Annotated in this window: 13 protein-coding genes; 4 read left to right on the forward strand and 9 right to left on the reverse strand. The window is 61.8% G+C overall.

The window, feature by feature from the left end; all coding sequences use genetic code 11:
- Positions 1-20 precede the first annotated feature (20 nt).
- The 8 genes from AC3WQY_RS05800 to AC3WQY_RS05835 form a co-directional block, all read right to left on the reverse strand.
- Positions 21-1151, reverse strand: a complete 1131-nt coding sequence (locus AC3WQY_RS05800) for a hypothetical protein (protein ID WP_492706567.1) — start codon at positions 1149-1151, stop codon at positions 21-23.
- Between the two features lie 59 nt (positions 1152-1210).
- Positions 1211-2533, reverse strand: a complete 1323-nt coding sequence (locus AC3WQY_RS05805) for an McrC family protein (RefSeq protein WP_492706569.1) — start codon at positions 2531-2533, stop codon at positions 1211-1213.
- A 7-nt stretch (positions 2534-2540) separates the two neighbouring features.
- Entirely contained in the window at positions 2541-5165 is a 2625-nt protein-coding gene (locus tag AC3WQY_RS05810) for a DUF8426 domain-containing protein (RefSeq protein ID WP_492706571.1), read from the reverse strand.
- Positions 5162-6529, reverse strand: coding sequence for a restriction endonuclease subunit S (locus AC3WQY_RS05815; RefSeq protein ID WP_492706573.1), 1368 nt, complete (start codon positions 6527-6529; stop codon positions 5162-5164). Before AC3WQY_RS05815 ends, AC3WQY_RS05810 begins: the two co-directional genes overlap by 4 nt.
- Positions 6519-8087: a class I SAM-dependent DNA methyltransferase gene (locus tag AC3WQY_RS05820; protein ID WP_492706575.1), complete on the reverse strand. Its 1569-nt coding sequence runs from the start codon at positions 8085-8087 to the stop codon at positions 6519-6521. The genes AC3WQY_RS05815 and AC3WQY_RS05820 overlap by 11 nt, the downstream gene beginning before the upstream one ends.
- A 21-nt stretch (positions 8088-8108) precedes the next feature.
- Positions 8109-8882 (reverse strand): NYN domain-containing protein, encoded by a 774-nt coding sequence (locus AC3WQY_RS05825; RefSeq protein WP_492706577.1) that lies wholly within the window; start codon positions 8880-8882, stop codon positions 8109-8111.
- A 317-nt stretch (positions 8883-9199) separates the two neighbouring features.
- Positions 9200-9400: a hypothetical protein gene (locus AC3WQY_RS05830; protein ID WP_492706579.1), complete on the reverse strand. Its 201-nt coding sequence runs from the start codon at positions 9398-9400 to the stop codon at positions 9200-9202.
- A 345-nt stretch (positions 9401-9745) separates the two neighbouring features.
- Positions 9746-10966, reverse strand: coding sequence for a zinc-ribbon domain-containing protein (locus AC3WQY_RS05835; protein WP_492706581.1), 1221 nt, complete (start codon positions 10964-10966; stop codon positions 9746-9748).
- A 1194-nt stretch (positions 10967-12160) separates the two neighbouring features.
- On the opposite strand from AC3WQY_RS05835, the gene AC3WQY_RS05840 reads away from it, so the two are divergent.
- The 3 genes from AC3WQY_RS05840 to AC3WQY_RS05850 are packed head-to-tail and all read left to right on the forward strand — an operon-like array spanning position 12161 to position 14410.
- Positions 12161-12463 (forward strand): DUF4031 domain-containing protein, encoded by a 303-nt coding sequence (locus tag AC3WQY_RS05840; RefSeq protein WP_492706583.1) that lies wholly within the window; start codon positions 12161-12163, stop codon positions 12461-12463.
- 13 nt (positions 12464-12476) lie between these two features.
- Positions 12477-13493 (forward strand): thymidylate synthase, encoded by a 1017-nt coding sequence (locus tag AC3WQY_RS05845; RefSeq protein WP_492706585.1) that lies wholly within the window; start codon positions 12477-12479, stop codon positions 13491-13493.
- A complete protein-coding gene (locus tag AC3WQY_RS05850; RefSeq protein WP_492706587.1) occupies positions 13490-14410 on the forward strand; it encodes an alpha-glutamyl/putrescinyl thymine pyrophosphorylase clade 3 protein in 921 nt (306 codons plus the stop codon). The genes AC3WQY_RS05845 and AC3WQY_RS05850 overlap by 4 nt, the downstream gene beginning before the upstream one ends.
- Before the next feature lie 2 nt (positions 14411-14412).
- Here the strand turns inward: AC3WQY_RS05850 and AC3WQY_RS05855 are convergent, their stop codons facing one another.
- Positions 14413-15435: an ImmA/IrrE family metallo-endopeptidase gene (locus AC3WQY_RS05855; protein ID WP_492706589.1), complete on the reverse strand. Its 1023-nt coding sequence runs from the start codon at positions 15433-15435 to the stop codon at positions 14413-14415.
- Positions 15436-16168: 733 nt separating this feature from the next.
- Between AC3WQY_RS05855 and AC3WQY_RS05860 the strand changes: the two genes are divergently transcribed.
- Positions 16169-17155, forward strand: a complete 987-nt coding sequence (locus tag AC3WQY_RS05860) for a PEP-CTERM sorting domain-containing protein (protein ID WP_492706591.1) — start codon at positions 16169-16171, stop codon at positions 17153-17155.
- Positions 17156-17303 lie beyond the last annotated feature (148 nt).

Here is a 17303-nt window from a genome sequence, read left to right on the forward strand (position 1 = left end):
GCTTGCAGCGTTCCAGGCAACTAGGCTGGGGCACCCTCTGCCCGCTTGGCCGTAGCCCCTTCTTCTCCGGATCCACTGTCATCTTTGCCGTTTGCGGGCTGCTTTCCAGCGTAGAGCCTGGGGCGCTTCGAGAAATCTCGTTCAAGTTGATTGGCTCGAGACCACATGAACAGGTTGGGAGTCATCCACATGGCGGTGAGCATCAGGACCGTGAGGACTAGCCCTTCTCCCATGATTCTCGAAGGCGCGGCGCCGCTGATGCTCTGACCTCTGCCGACATAGGCCTCGATGCAGAAGACGATAAAGGCAGAGAAGCAGAGTTCCAGCAGCACGATGAACGTAGCGTTGGAGTGCTCTCGAAGGTGGGTATAGGTCTCGCGAATGTCCTTTGACCCCTCAAGCCGTCGCGCGCGAGTCAGCACTCGGTAGAAGCGATGCACGCAGCGTTCCGTTCGGAAGATGCGAAATAGGGTGAGGTACTGCATGCATCCGACAAACACTGTCGGCAGGGAGAACGCCAGAAGCGCCACTACGGCCGGCCGTCCCTGTAGTCCGAGCAGCTTGGTCGTGACCATGACGATGGCTGTGAGGAGCATTGCCCAGCCGATCGAGCGTTTGGCGTCGAGCTGGGACTCCTCCCGCCGCTGAGCCCGGCGGGACTTAGGGCGGGCGTTCTGTGGGCGTCGTGGGCCTACCCCCAGGGTAGAGCAAACCAAGTAGCTCACAGCAATGATGGCCAGCCCGACCCAGGCGCAGAGGAGATCAGGCGCTGCTGAAAGAACGCCCGAAGCCATCAGTACGTTTAGGCCGATGAGCGTGATGACCCACCCAAGCCAGAAGTAGCGTACGTGCTGCTCCATCTTCGAGCGCCAGTAGCGGCCGAAATGGATGACCGTGATGGGTGCGCTGATGATGTACGAGTACATCAAGCCGCCGGCGATCAGCAGAAAGGCGATGGCGGCCGCTGGTAATGCCTTGTCGTCTAGCGGCTTGGTCGTGTGCTCTCCGCTATACAACCGGAAGTCCAAGTACAGCAAGATGCCGCTGAGGCAAATCGCTCCGACAACCGCTCCCGAGAAGTACCGGACGAGGTAGGACTCCCACCATCGAGTGTTGGGCCCCGAACCTCCTGATTTTTTGTCGTCGCTCATGTCAATCTCCCTGTACACGGCTCAGTGGCCATGTTGCTGACAGTCAGTCCAGTTCCGTACTACGCGGCCAACCCCATCACCTTCGCTCCGAGATGCGACGGCAACCCCAGCCGCTCCAGGCCGCCCATGGACTCGCGGTCCAGGTCAAAGGGCAGCACCTCCAGCTGCAGCCGCTCGTCGAAGGCAAAGGCTGGCAGCGGCGCCCGGAAGCGCTCCGTGGCTGGGTAGACCAGCGCCATCCGCCCCTGGCCTCCCAGGTACTTCTGCCCGTAGGCATAGAGCTGATAAAAGTCCGACTGGCTGAGGCCGTACTTGCGGGCACGGTCGGTGGCGTCGAGCAGCTTCCACTTCGTGTCCAGCACCCAGGCCTGCCCCTGATGCGTCACGAACAGGTCGGGCTGCAGCTGGAAAACGTCCTGCTGCTCGTGCCGGCACAAGGACTGGCTCCGGGCCGGGGTGCGCAGCACGGCCTCTGCCGGTAGCTGCTGGCGCAGCCAGCGGGCCACGTAGCGCTCGAAGAGCTTCTCCATGGGGAAGAGCAGGCTCAGGCCTTGGAATTCGCCGGCCAGGGCCAAGGGCATGTGCTCGCCCAGGATCAGCTCGCACCAGGGCCTGACGGGCCGGTAGTGGGCCAGCAGCCGGTCTTGCCCCCAGGCGCGGAAGTCCTGCGGAATCTGTCGGCTGGCCGGGACCTCGGCGAGGCGGAAGCTCAGCTCTTGAGCCAGCCGCCAGTTGTCCGGGTCCTGCGTGTGCTGGCGCACCCGCTCCAGCGCGCGCTTGAGCAGCCGGTTCTCAGGCCGGTCCGGCAAGTACACCTCATGCCGCACCTGGAAGCGATGTTCCCGGCCAGGCGGCTGTTGGAGCTGCCGCGTTACGTCCAGCTGGCCGCGCAGAAAGGGCAGCTCCTCTTCGACGCGTTGGTACTCGAAGCGCAGCCCGCGACTCACCAGCGCATCGAGGTGCTGCAGGAACTTCCGCATCACCCACTCTGAGAGGGGCGCGTCAAAGAGCTGCAGCGAGGCCGCGCCCACTTCACGCGTCGGCAAGTCCAGCAGGGCCAGCAGGAGCTTGCGCAGCAAGGCTCTCGCCTCGTCCAGGTCACCGCCTTCGGCGTGGTGCTTGGGAACGATCTCGAGGGTCGTGCCGCAGGGTGTTTGAACCACCCCGACGAAGCTGTCCAGCTTCAGGCGCTGCCGCCCCTCGACCTGCAGCAGCCGGGCTCCATTGCGCGAGAAGCGCTCGCTCAGGCGGCACAGGTGGTCGAACGCGGTCACGCTGACCTGCGCGCAATCCAGCGTCGGCTCCACCGCCTCGGTGGTCAGGCAGGCGTACTCGCGCACGCTGATGCGCTGAGGGGCCCGAGGAGATGCCATGGCGCTCATGCGCGGCTCAGTCCTGCTCCGTGGCGCTGAGGTGGTCGATGACGCCCAGGTAGCTCTGCACCTCGCGGAAGGCCGCGTCGTTCACGTACCAGGCCTGCGGGCGGCGCGACACATTGACCTCATCACCGAACAGCGCGGCCGTGTTCACGCCCTGGCTGCGCACAAAGCAGAACTCCTCGGGCTTGCGGTGGTCGTTGAGCACCCACTGGATCCGCTGCCAGTCATCGAAGAAGTACTCCTGCAGCAGCGGCAGCACCTGCTTGCGGAAGATCTGCTCCAGCCGGCTCAGGCGGCGGTTCTCGCGCAGCGGCATGAAGAAGGCATGCCCCAGGCGATGGTCTCGGTCCAGCAGTGCTTCGATGCGCTCGTTCATGACCTCCAGCAAGCGCTGCACCTCGATGCCAGCGACGTTGATGCCCTTCAGCACTTCGGGCCTGGGCGGCATCTCGACGAACTCGAAGCGACGGCGTAGGGCCACGTCCATGCTCGACAAGGAGCGGTCGGCCGTGTTCATGGTGCCGATGAGGTAGACGTTGTCGGGCACGCTGAAGGGCTTCTTCGAGTAGGGCAGCGTGACCTGCAGCGCCTCGCTGCTGCCTGCCCGCTTGGAAGGCTCGATCAGGGTGATCAGTTCGCCAAAGATGCGAGAGATGTTGCCGCGGTTTATTTCGTCAATGATCAGAACCCGTGCCGGTGCAGCTGCCGGATCCGGTGTGAGTAGATCCTGAAGCATGGTGATGTCGAAGTCCTGCGAATCGCTCTCTGCCCTTTGAGGATAGAGCTTGTAGAAATGCCTTCGAGCGAACTCTCCGCGCCCCAAGAATTCCGCGGCGGATAAAGGTGTCGGGTACTTGCGTAGCCACCGCACCTTTCGTGAATGCGAATAGCCCTCGAGGATGGGTTCCTTGTGGAATTCATAGGGGCCGGTCACTTCAGCGATTGCCTTGAACTGGTAGATCCCCGCGTCAATGATCACCAGATCGCCGGCTCGAGCCTCATTCACAAACGGGAGCATGCAGGTAACGGCATAGTCCTTGGCAGGGTTGGTCAGATGGAAGTCCGCTGCCAGATATCTGTCTATCACCTCATCTTTGGACTGGCATCCAGAAAAATCGACGCCAGGCCCATAGTTCAGCAGGATGCAGTCGTTTTCTAAGCTGGTCCAGTAAGCCTCGCTGTCGGTGTCATTGCTGATCCCCAGCGTGAGCTTCCAAACTTGGCGCCCCCTAACCGTGACGGCGCCCGCAGGCTGCCATGCCTGTAACGCCGTCACTTCACTGCAAATCTCCTTGAATACCCCATCTTCAATGCGGTATCTCAGCGCGCCATCCTCGTGGTCGGTGGCGGCCCGAATGCCTTCCACAAAGTCCTCGTAGCTGAAGCTCTGATGGAAGGTCACAAAGCGCACGCGGCGTTCACGCACCAGCGTGTCGAAGCGCGCCTTGCGCTCTGCGCGCTGAGTGGGATGAGGATGTGCCCCCTTGAAGGCCGGATCCAGGATCTCCAGCGCGGCGTCGATGGTGCTGTAGGTCTTGCCGGTGCCCGGCGGGCCGTACAGGATCTGGTTCAGGGGCGGGCGGGGCGCGGCCAGGTCTGTAGCCTCGCTGGGGCCCTCGGGCGGCTGGATGCCGGTGCCATTGCTGGGGTGATCGTGGAACACGGGTGGCACTTCCCCGGTGTAAGCCTCCAACAGCTCCAGCAGGCGCTCGCGGCTGGGGATGCTGAAGGACACCGCAGGGTTCGGGGCGGCCAAGGTGGGGGCGTTGGCGGCCAGGCCATGGCTGCGGGTGTCGTCCGCTCCCTTGGGCGTGGCGCCTTGCGTGGCCTCCGTGAGCTCATGCGTCCAGGGCCCGGGCTGGAAGTAGACGACCGGCGTTTGCCGCGCACGCATGAGACACAGCTCACGCCCATCCGGCAGCCGGAAGCCGGCGTGCTTCTTGGTGGGCGGCTTGATGGCCGTGAGCGCGGGATGGGCCTGCAAGTAGCTCAGCGCCTCGTCCGTGCTGATGGCCCCGGCCAGCACCTCGCCGGCCTGCTGCCAGAGCGCCGTGCCGTACTCCAGCACCCCCTGCTCAGCGGGCTTTGCGGCCATCAGCTGCTGATAGACCTGCCCGGTGCTGGTCTTGGCATTCACACCCGGCAGCGCGTCCAGCATGGCGCGCTTGAACACGGGGGCGATCACGGGGTGAGCACGGTCCTGGTAGAGGAAGGCGATCTTCCACTTGGTGGCGTGGCCCAGGTCTGCGGCCTCGATGGCGTCCAGGCGGCCTTCTCGAGCGGCCTGGGCGATGTCGGCAATCAGGCCTCGCACACGCTCGAAGGCCTCATTGACCGTCGTGCCGTACTTGCTCAGCCAGCCGTGCGTCGAACCAAAGCTCAGGCCGCTGGAGGCTTGCCCCGACTTGTCGCTCTGGTCCTTGCGCGAATAGACGCCGAACTTGAAGGCCGAGCCACCCCAGATCGAGCCCAGGTCCTCTGTGCGGCTTTCCAGCCAGTTGGTGAAGCAGTCCTTGCTGCCGGCCTGTGAGTACTCCTCCAGGCTCATGCTGCGCAGGCTCTCCATGGGCCAGCGGGCCAGGAACTCGTCCCAGAGTGCGTTGAGGGCGGTGAAGTGCGTGCTAGTGGGGCTCATGGGCTGGTGGCGAGGGCGTGGTCGACGGCCTCGGTGGCCTCGGGCAGGCGGAGCTGGCCGGAGATGAGGCGGGGGAGGAGGGTGTCGCGGAGCCTTTTCAATGTCAGCGAGTGCTGCTCATTCGAAAACACCTTCTCCTGGATTGGTCCTACGGTTCGAGCGAACAGCTGGACTACCGGTGCAGCAGGTTTTGCGATCAATAGTCGTCTCATGTCGGCCACGGTGACATGCCCAAGGCCCGTGGTCTGCTTGTTCCTGGCAAGCTCCGCAAAGACTGGCCTAAGGTGGCGAAGTAGCTGCAGCAAGTAAGTTCGCTCAAAGGGCTCTACTGGAAGCACGCGGAAGATGTGTTGGTTCAACCATGCGGGCTCATGCACCCATACAAACGTGTCGATCGAGGTGTCGGGGTTACCTGACCAAGAGAACAATATGTCGCCGGTAGCGATGAGGTACTTCGCTGGCATCTCCACATCTGAATACGCCGTCTGCGCAGTCACGCCAGCTTTCAACTCTGCGATTTTTATGATTGGTCGGCCGCGACGTTCTGCGTTCGGGCTAAACGACTTGTAAGCAGCTCCATTTACGTAGGTGGCCATGTCGTACACCGAGCACTGAGGCCACCCCCTCGGCACCTCCCCCAACTCCGAGTCCTCGAAGCTGTCAGGGAAGAGCGCGGCTGTGGCCTCATCCATGCCTTCGGGGGCGCGGCCGGCCATATTGGCGCGCACGGGGTCGAAGTCCACGAACCAGGACTTGAACAGCGCCTGGGCGATGGCTTCTAGCGTGGTGTTGGTTTCGCGGAGGAGGGTGATGCGGTCGTCCAGAGCGTCAAAAAGCTCGGCTATCCGCACCTGGGTACCAATCGGTGGCAGGGCAATGGCCATCTGCCGGAGGTGAGATGGTCCGAAGTGCTTGATGACGCTGCCAGTCGCCATGCGCTCAGCCTGCTCGACGAAGCTCCTTGACGACAAGAAGGCACGAAGGTACTCGTGATGCAGTCGTGGGCTACTACTCCTAAACCTGATGATTCCCGTGTATGCAATAGCTCCGGCTGAATTGCCGTCAACGACGCTCACGCGACCGAGTGAGGCACTGGTGCTGATGAGAAGGTCGCCAGGCGCTAGAGCGAAGTGCTTCCATTTCGCGTCAACTTTGGCAGGTGCTAAGTAGTTGCACCCATCGAGTCGGACGTTTGGCCCCTCGATGTTGCGAAGTCGTAGAAGGGGTACACCGGATTCGGCGAAGTCCTTCGCCAGTATTCCCGGACCCTCCTGAAAATCCGTCACCTCGGCGAGTAGCGCCACCTCCCAATCCGCGGGGGTCTTCGCTCGCAACTCAGCCCAAGCTGGGGAATCAAAACTCATACCCCAGCCCCCCCAGCTTCCCCCGGATCACCGCATCCAGCTCCGCCCCCTTCGCCATCTGCTCCCCCAGCTGCTCCGTCAGCCGCGTCATCTTCTCGGCAAAGGCCTCGTCGTCGTCCTCGACTTCTTCGGCGCCCACATAACGCCCCGGCGTCAGTACATGGCCGTGCTGGGCGATCTCAGAGAGCTCCACGCTGCGGCAGAAGCCCGGCACATCGGCGTACTCACCCATCGCCTCGCCCGGCGCAGTCTCACCGCGCCAGGCCGCCACCATAGCGGCGATGCGGGCGATATCTTCATCCGCCAGTTCACGCTGCACCCGGCTGATCATGCGGCCCAGCTTGCGCGCATCGATGAACAAGACCTGACCCTGGCGCGCCGCGGGCTTCTTCTTGGCCAGGAACCACAGGCAAGCCGGGATCTGGGTGTTGAAGAAGAGCTGGCCCGGCAGCGCCACCATCACCTCCACCACATCGGCATCGACCATGGCGGCACGGATGACGCCCTCGTTGTTCTGGCTGGAGCTCATCGAGCCATTGGCCAGCACGATGCCGGCCCGACCCGTGTCCTTCAGGTGATGCAGCATGTGCTGCAGCCAGGCGTAGTTGGCGTTGCCCTGCGGCGGGTCACCATAGACCCAGCGCGGGTCGCCCTCCAGGCTGCCATGCCACCAGTCGCTGATGTTGAAAGGCGGGTTGGCCAGGATGTAGTCGGCCCGCAGGTCCGGATGCTGGTTGCGGGTGAAGGTGTCGCCCGGCTCGCGGCCGAGGTTGAAGTCGATGCCGCGGATGGCCAGGTTCATGGCCGCCAGGCGCCAGGTGGTGGGGTTGCTCTCCTGGCCGTAGATGGACACGTCGCCCAGCTTGCCGCCGTGCGCCTCGATGAACTTCTCGCTCTGCACGAACATGCCGCCGGAGCCGCAGCACGGGTCGTAGACCTTGCCGTGGTGCGGGGCCAGCACGGCCACCAAGGTCTGCACGATGGAGGCGGGCGTGTAGAACTGCCCGCCCTTCTTGCCCTCGGCGCTGGCGAACTGGCCCAGGAAGTACTCGTAGACCTGGCCCAGCACATCGCGGGCTGTGTTCGGGTTGTCACCAAAGCCGATAGTGGACACCAGGTCCACCAGCTCACCCAGCTTGCCGTCCGGCAGCTGCGCGCGGCCATAGCGCTTGTCCAGGATGCCCTTGAGTTTGGGGTTCTCGCCCTCGATCAAGGTCAGCGCGTCGTCGATGCTGCGGCCGATGGTGGGCTGCTTGGCCTGGCCGCGCAGGTGCTCCCAGCGCGCCCCTGAAGGCACCCAGAAGACATTGACGGCGGTGTAGTAGTCGCGGTCGTCGGCTTCGGCGGCGAGGTCGTCCTCGCTGGCGTCGCCGTAGTAGTACTCGTCGTCCGGGTTGCGCAGGCGGGCGATGACCTCGGCGCGGCGCGCGGCGAAGGTGTCGGACACGTACTTCAGGAAGATCAGGCCGAGCACCAGGTGCTTGTATTCGGCCGCGTCCATGTTGGCGCGCAGCTTGTCTGCGGCGGCCCAGAGGGTTTTTTTGATGTCGTCGAGCATGAGGGAGCGGTACAGCAGGTATCAGGGGGCAGCGGCTGCAGCTGCCGGTGCGGGAGTGTCTTTCGGGGTGGCGAGCGCGACAGTCCAGTGCCCGCCGGCTTCTTGGCGCAGGGTCAGGAGGTCGTAGGTCTTGAGCATGCCCACCAGGCCCGAGTGGCCGTAGTGCTGGGGGGAGAAGGCGGGGTCCGCGCGGCGCAGGTAGGAGCCCAGGGTGGCGACATGCACGCGGCCATCGGGCGTCTCGGCGGCCATCAGCTTGACGGCATTGACGACCGACTTGGGCCGCTGCTTGGGCTTGGGCGGCGCCGCGGGCTTGGCGGGCTGGGCCGTCGACTCTGCCGTTGCGGCAGGTTCTGCTGGGGCCCACTCGAAGAACTGGTCACTGGCGTTGCGCAGGGCCTCGGGCGTCTTGGCCTCGCCGACGATGTTGACCGTGGCGCCGCGCTCGCGCAGCTTGCGACACAGGCCGGCGAAGTCGGAGTCGCTGGTGACGAGGCAGAAGGTGTCGGCCCGGCCATCGAACATCGCCTCAATGGCATCCATGGCCAGGGCGATGTCGGAGGTGTTCTTGCCGGAGGAGTAGGTGTACTGCAAGCAGGGCGTGAAGGCCCGCCTGACGAGGGCTTCCTGCCACTTGTTGGCCAGCGCGTTCTGGTTGCCAAATCCCCGGCGCAGCACCACGCGGCCGAACTGCGCAGCCACTTGCAAGGCGTACTCCAGGACATCCGGAGACGCGTTCTCGCAATCCACCAACACTGCCACTTTGGCGTCTGTTCCGAGCTCTGTTGGCCCCATTCGATATCCCCTGATTGCGGCGGGGATGATATGCGGCGCAGCGTCAGCACAGCTACGGGGCTGGCCCGAATGGCTGAACGTTTCGCGACAGGACGGGCGCAGTGCGCCCACCACCGATCAGGCATGCTCACCTCAGAGGGTGACTGACAGCCAATATTGAGAGCCGGTAGCGTGCCGCCATCAGCAGGCAGGCCGCAAGACTCTAGCGTATTGGCACCGCTTGTCCCCCGGGACGCCCCAGGGAGTCCGCCGGGATTCATGGTGGCCGGTCGACTGCGTCATCAAGGGCGCTGCAGTGTTCGGCTGACCCTGTCAGCTCAGGCGAGTTCCGCCTCTAGCAAGGACTTCAAGAGCAGCAGCTCTGCCGGCGACAACATGATGGACAACTTGGCTTGGCGTTCCGGGCGACGCGCTGTTGGCACGTAGCTGACAAAACGCAGTTCGATGCCCAAGGGCGTGCGGCGCGTTTCAGCGCTGAGCTCGTAGGCTGGCGATCTATGAATGACTGCTGTGCTCATGATTGGCTCCTCATTTGGCCCTTGCCCGCCTCGGAAATGGCGACTACTTTGCCTATGGACTACCTGACCTGGCCTCGGCGGGGTGGCCATCCGGGAGGTCTACTCTCGAATGGAGCGAGCAGGGCGCCACGATCCAAAGGCTTGGGTGAACTGGCTTGATGACGAGCCAGAAATCCACGAAAGTGAAGAGTCTCGAACCGGCCTTGCTGCTCGCGAATAGTGAACTCATCGAAGCAGCATTGCTTGGCCTGCATGTGGATCCCGTCAGCGCTCAGCTGCGGACCTTGTTGACGGCCGAGGAGTTGCGTGTCACCCCGATCATGGCGTCGTGCACTCATTCGTGTACTAGCTGCCCCCCCGCCGCTTCTTGGCTGCAGCGCGGTGTCCACAAGGCTTGCACCAGGTTCCACGACTCACGTTGGTCCAGCTAGCCGACCATTCATGCCCACAAGTTCCGCAGGCCCAGTTGTAGTGTTCATGGCTGCCAATGAACTCTGTCGATCGGCAGGTCCCGCCGCGCGCGCTTGCGTGTTCCTGCAAGTCTTGAATTCGAAACCTAGAACGCGAAATTCGCGTCGCGGCCCCCTTCCTTTGCCCACAGGGCTTGCACCAGTGACCATCAAGAATGTTGTACCAATACGCTGACCACTCGTGGCCACAGGTTCCGCATTTCCAGAGATGCATGGTTGTTGACCCCAGGTAGGCGTCCGAGAGGCAGCGCCCACCCCTTTTGGCTGCATGAAGTTGAAGATGAGTGATAGACCAGCTTTCTGTCGGAAGGATCCAGTGGCTTACGTCGATGCCCTGCCATGGAGCTAGAAGTGGTCGTAGACGTGCAATGCGATGAAGTTGCTTATGGATCCAATGAGGCAAAGCTCCCGCATCCAGGCTGCTTGGGACCTCAATCAAGTTGATGCGGCGCGCCTTGCAGGTGTCGCGCTTGTGCTGGTCGCGGCTGCGTACGGATTGCAGATCGTCGACCGTCATTTTGTATACCGCCATGGCGCTGCGGTGATGAGGCCCTTGAAACTCAAAGGCAAGGCGTAGTTCTTCGTTGTACCCGTCGAGTTGCAGCGGACGGTCTGTCAATGGATTGATCAACCACTCGGGATATCGGGAAGGAAACAGATGGCCCGGCAGCAATTCCTCGAAGGCCGCCCGGGTGCGGCGCTCCCCGATTCCTCGGGTGCACTCCGCGCACCATTTCTTGGCGGTCACAGTATTCGCGTAGCTGGCTTCCCATTGATGGCCCGCCGCGCACCTCCAAGACAAGGCCTGACCAGGCACATAAAGCTGGGAATCCAACTGCCCGCCACACGCCGAGGCGTACTTCTGCGCCTTTTCCAGCAAGGCTACCGGGCCGCAGGCTGCGTCTTTGCAGTTTGGACACCAAGAGCCCAAGTGGAGTACGTACCGATAGGGCAGTTCAAATTGGTGGCCGAGCTTGCATTCCCAAAGGTGCGGGGCCTCTTGGCCCAAATAGCGGCCAGTGATGAACGCGCCGCCTTTCGCCTGTGCAGCCTCGTGGCCCCGACGCACAAGATCGCCGGCATCTTTGCGCATCATGCTGCAGCGCTTGCACCAACAGCCCTCATTAACGACCCTACTGTGTCGCGTCGCCCACCTGTGCCCCTCCCTGCATTCCCATTCTGTATAGCTGCAATTCTTAATCTCCGTGCCTGTCGACAGAAAGCGGCCCCCTTGTGCTATGGCAACGCGCTTCGCCTCGTCCACCAAAGCTTGTTGCTTGCAATCCTTGCACCATCGCCGGTGCTTCACGACGCTGTCAAAAAGCGCTGACCACTCATGACCATTTGCGCACTGCCATCGATGCGGGAGTGCTTTCCCGAGGTAGGCACCTTCGACCAAGGCGCCACCATATTCGTTGGCGACAGAGATGGCCAAGGCGACCATCTCCTTTGCAGGTAGCTTATGAGCCATGATGAGTGCGGCACAGTTCAGCAGCCTGCTGAACTTGCTCCGCCATCAGAGGGAGGAATTGGTGCGCGGCACTGGCCAGGCACGTGCAAATGGCTCTAGTAGGTTGCCGTTGCTCCATTGATTGCGCCCCAAATGGTTGCTTGTGATGGCCGGATCATTGGGAACAAACGGGCGCATGTCAAAACGTCTGTGGCCCCAGTTCCACTGTGATTCGGTAGGCTTTGGTAGGGTAGTACAGGCTAGATATGGGACGGTCACGTAACGCGTTATCGGCTGATAGTTTGCAGTTCTGTGCTTTGGGAAGACCCCTCTAAGAGGAACTCCGCGACATATTGAATTTCAGCTGCTAGCGAAGGTCGTCACCCTCGGTGTGCGCGGAGTTGCCGCTACTGGCGGAAGGGGCGGTCACAGCGTTGTGTGCGACCACTCTGCAGCGCGAACGGTCTACCATTTCACAATGGTTTTGAAGCCCGATGCAGCGGTTCAAATTCGCCGTGATCGGCGACTGGCGGCACACGCCCCGCGCTGGCAGCTGTCTAGTCGCGACGAGACGGGGGACGGTTCGCAGGATCTGGCTGCAGCTCCAAGTCGACTTGGATTGTCGATAAGGGCGCTGCAACACACGCTATGTGGTTACCTTTCAGCTCCGCGACCAAAGGCTCCATGTGTGCGACGACCTGTTCAGGTGAGTTGGGCACTTCTGGGAGCTCCCACGATGCAACGGCGCTCGACATGTAGTCGGCTTTGAACGGGGGAGCGGGCACCTAGTTAGATCTGCCCGCATAACGTTCATGTTACATTCTCCTCAGGGGGAAGAAATTGGTATACGTCGACGATGCCGATGTGTCTAAGTACGGTCGTGGCTGGTTCCACCTAACGGCGGACAGCCTTGATGAGCTTCATGCCTTTGCATATCGCATTGGGCTACCCGCCCGCGCCTTTCATCGCGGGGCACGCCATCCCCACTACGACATCACTGATGCTCAGCGGCTGAACGCCCTTCGCAGCGGTGCCCGGCCCGTTAGCCCTCGTGAGGTCGTGCGCATCGCCAGGCAAGTATTCGTACCTGCACCAGTGGTCGCCACGTCGACCAGCGACGCACAGCTTGCTCTTTTCGCCTAGGGCTTTCCGGCACATGTACGTCCGCGCCGATTCCTTAGACGACCTCTTGGCAAAGGTATATCGGCAACTCCTGGCACGTGGCACTCGAATTGAACCCACGAAGGGGCCGGCCCGCGAAATCTATGGTGTCTTGCTGAAGCTGTCGGCACCACGTCTGCGGCTCAGCCGCACCGAGTCACGCGGCATACTCTTTAGCTGCCTTGGCGAACTGCTTTGGATACTGGCCGGGAGTAATGCGCTGGATTTCATCGAGCACTACATTCCCTTGTACACAAAGTCATCTGACGATGAATTGACCATCCATGGCGCGTACGGCCCCAGAATGTTTGGCAAGCGGCCGAACGACCAGTTGGCCCGCGTCATTTCATCGCTGAAGAGCAAGCCGGATTCGCGACAAGCTGTGGTGCAGCTATTTGACCGCCGTGACACGCTGGAGTATCACCGTGACATCCCCTGCACTTGCACTATGCAGTTCGTCATCCGGGACCGACGGCTGCACATGTTGACGTCCATGCGGTCGAATGATGCCTGGATCGGCCTGCCGCACGATGTGTTCGCGTTCACCATGATCCAGGAGCTTGTCGCCAGGTCACTGGGCGTCGAGTTGGGGGAGTACAGGCACTCCGTCGGGAGCCTGCACCTGTACGAACCGGACGACAAGAAGGCCATCCGCTACCTTGAAGAGGGCTGGCAGATCGGGCGTCCGATGCCGCCGATGCCTCAGGGCGACCCATGGGACTCCGTGCGGGCCCTCCTTGATTTCGAAGAGTCGGTGAGGAGCGGCGATCCGAGCGCAATCGATCCGCGGGAGTCTATGGATCCTTACTGGGCGGACCTGGCCACCCTCCTTGCGATCTACAAGGCGGGCAAGACAACCGGCAATCAGAATGAAATCAGGCGGTTGAAGCGGCGGCTGCGCGACGACGTTTACGCCATGTACATCAACAAGCGCTACGGGGTTGTCCCTTCGGTGAAGGACCAAGTGACGATCTTCGATGACAGCAACAACGCATCAAAGGCTGCGGTATGAAGGCGCTCGAAAAGGAACAGCGGGCGCAAGCCCTCGAAGCCCAGCTTCTCGCCTTCCACCAGCAGAACATGCCACTGCTGGGGGTGGCGCCTCCCGAGAATATGCTCGCTTTCGTCGCGCAACTCATCGACAGCATTCAGCGCGTGTCGTATGTGCAGACTGTCCGCGCCCGCGCTATCAGCGCCTCACGTAGCGACCCGCAGAGCCCGTTCTTCGACCCTATAAGGGCGGCTGTGGCTTTTTCTGTGGGAAATGCGGAAGAAGCCTTCTGGCTCGTCTTCCTAGCCACTCACTGCGGCCGCAACATCAAGACAGCTTGGCGCCTTGCTGCTGAGCTTTACGGCGCCTCAGAAGTGGTGCCGTGGACGTGGGCGCGGGTCCTGAGCGATCCACAGTCTTATGCCGACTGGGTCGAGGATCAGCACCTTACCTTCGCGGGTAAATTCGGCAATCACCGCAAGTACGAGTCGCTCAAGCCAGGGCCCAAGGGGACGGGCGCCGTTGTTCGCAGTTACGTCGCCTGGATCGCTGGCTTTGGTTCACATGCGGAGATGATTGCTCAGGCACAGGCCCAAGCAAACGGAAACGCACGGCGCGCCTTCGGTGTGCTCTATGAGCAGATGCGCGCCGTGATGCGCTTCGGCCGCACGGGGCGCTTTGACTACCTCACCATGCTAAGCAAGGTCGGTCTCGCCAACATCGAAGCGGATTCGACATATCTGAATGAGGCCACCGGGCCGAAGCGCGGCGCCAGGCTACTTTTCGACGGCCAGATTGACTCCAACACCGGAGCCCGTGTCTTGGAGGCGCGCGTGGCCGCGCTCGAGCAGCATCTCGGCGTCGGCATGCAGGTCATGGAAGATGCGATGTGCAACTGGCAGAAGAGCCCAAACCTCTATCGGCCGTTCCGCGGGTAGGCCTACTCGGCCCAGGAATACCGCTTCTTTAGGAAATTCAGTCTGTCTTGGCGGAGCAGCCCACGATGCTGAAGCTGCCCGACCACGATGCCGGGCGAGATGGACAGGTTCTTCGCGAACCTCATGATGCTGCGGTACTCATGGGGCAACGCCCGCAAGGCTGCCTCTTCGGATGGAGGTATGAGCAACTGGCCAGCGAACTTGTTCGCTTCGGCCTCCTCACGGCTATCGAGTTCACGCCGGTCGGACCACTCGAGGAAAAGCCGGTCCTCATGGAGTACCAGATGGCTGGCTTCGTGGAAGAAGGTGAACCAGAAGCTGTCATCACGTAGGTACCGAACGCTGAGTTGCAAGATCGCATTACCGTTCTTGACGCGAGTAGCGCCGCTAGCGGGACAGCCCTTCGGCGCGCGCGCGATTACAACTGCGACGCCGCAAGAGGCGCACTGCTCCTGCAAATGTGGGATGAACTCAATGGGCTCTCGAAGACGGGTCAGCGGCTTCAACGATGGCAGCAAGCGCTCAAAGCATTCACGCGACCAGGTACCCACTGACAACTCGGTTGCCGCCAGCTCTCCCTGTCTAAGCCACGCGGCGACCGACGCCGACTGCGCGGCAAAAACGGGCGATGTGCGGTAAGCAGTAAGACCGGCACGCTCCGAAAGCCATGCGTCGCGCCACTCGTCGACGGTACTGACCTCAAAAAAATCCAGCGCGTGCCGGAGCTTTTCGCCCGTCGAAGTTGCTGCCTTCAGCCATCCAAACCGCGCCATTTCCGCAAAGGGTAGGCTTGATACCCACTGCTTGCTGTCGTCCTGCAGCGCCTGAACGTCGCGCCTGTACTGAGCCTCCCGTGCCAGCCAGAAACGCACACTCGCCCCAACAACGCCGGCCAATGCATTAGCGCGAGCAGCCGTGATGGGCAACTCGCCGGTCCAGAGCTGCGAAAGGCCTTCTGGAGGAACCCCTAGCGCCTGAGCCAGGTCGTCGGATCGCAGGTTTTTCTTGGCGGCGAGTTGTCGCACGGTCTCGCCCGGGGGGGATGCCCATGCTGGGATGAACTCAGTGGAGCGCGTCACAGGTCGCCTCCGATGTGGATGATCTTCAGTCTCGTAACCTTGCGCCAGTCAACAACTTCACCGCTCATGGGGACATGGTGGTGATTCACTTCGCAGTAGAGGTGTCGCCCCTCGCTAAGTTCAAACCGTATCAGTCCCACCTTCGACCCGCAATTCTGAAATTCCATCCCCATCTCAAAGAGCTCTGCGACCGTTTCCACGGCCTCCAGATCGGCAAGATATCTACGCAAAGCTGCGGCGGCACCGTCCCCAAGCTCACGCTTGGCCCTCGTGGGGCTCTCACACGTGGACCGTAACTCTTTTGACCGAAAGGCGACCTCAAGCCCCATAAATCTATTGTCTTCGATAACGCAACGCTCGAGGGTTGGGTAGGCAAGGGGAGTGTTAGCCGGCGCGGCGCGCCGACTCCATAGACACTACTTGGACTGTATGGACACCCGGGGGCGATTCATTTTGCCCCTGCATCTAAGGGGAGTGACACCCCGTTTCCTCCCCAGGTCGAGTGCTATCTTTTGCCCCGCATTAAACAGCCCGGAACGGGCAAAGGGAGGGAGCAATGTCTAGGGCATGGATTGCATTTGTAATGACGACGTTGGCTGCGAGCGCGAGTGCTGCACCAAGCTTCACACTGACTGACCTGGGTGTCGCTACTGGCTTCGCTACTGGCTACGGGTTCTCCGTGAACTCGCTGGGCCAGGTTGCGGGAACGTCGGCAGGCGCCATCCGTTCGGCAACGTACTTTGACCATGGGCTGGTCACGACCTTGGGGCCTGGAGGTTATTCCGAGGCTTTTGGCATCAACAGCGCTGGTGTCATTGTTGGCGAGGTCGGCGTTTTCGGATCGACGGCAAGACCGGCCATTTGGACCAATGGAAATCTGACCTACCTTGCTGCTCCGCCTGGGACTGTGCAGGGCGGCGCCGTGGCGATTAATTCTTCAGGTATGGCAGTCGGCTACACCACTACCAGGGGCAACGGCTGGGAACAGGCAACGATATTTTCCAATGGAGGCTACTCCCTGGTGCCCCATTTGCCTGGCGCTGTAGGCAACGAGCAGTCGTTCTCTTACGGAATCAATGATGCAGGCGTTGTGGTGGGCTACGAGGCCGGCAAAGCGACGCGCTACTTCAACGGTGTCATCGAGGAAATACCAGACGCTGGGGCTACTTGGTCCAGAGCCTCGGCCGTCGCAAACAACGGAACGATTGTTGGAACTGGTTCCGGGTTTTCAGGTGTTTTGGCACCTTGGAACGACCATGGTTTCATTTTGCGTGGTGAGCGCATAGATGTTGTCGATATTGGACGCTGGTCAGACCTTCGCAGTGTGAACTCAAGTAACGTCGCCGTCGGTGAGTTCTACCCCGATGTAGGCCCCTCCAGCACTTGGGATGGCAGCCTTTATCGCGCCTTCCTGTGGACACCCGACGAAGGTGCGATTGACCTAAATTCCCTAGTGGTTGGCCGGGGCCAGTGGGTCCTACATGGGGCTTTCGGAATCAGCGAAAACGGCTACATCACCGGGGACATGTTTAAGGAGGACGGCACGCAGCACGCCTTCTTGCTCACTCCGGTTGCTGAACCAGTCCCCGAGCCGACTTCATGCGTGCTGATGTTGAGCGGCCTGACCGCCTTGGGGTGGGTGGCCCGCCGTCGCAAACGGGCCTGACGGCGCCTTGCATCTCTGGGGGTCCGATTCGCCGGGTTCGTTCGCCATTGCGGCTGCGCCAATAATACGCAGGGCGAAAAGTGCGGCGGATCCCGGCCCCGAATCTCTTGAGTTTCGCCACAGCAGAGCCGTGTGCATTTGGGCAGCG

The organism is Roseateles sp. FW301-B2 (assembly GCF_058788955.1).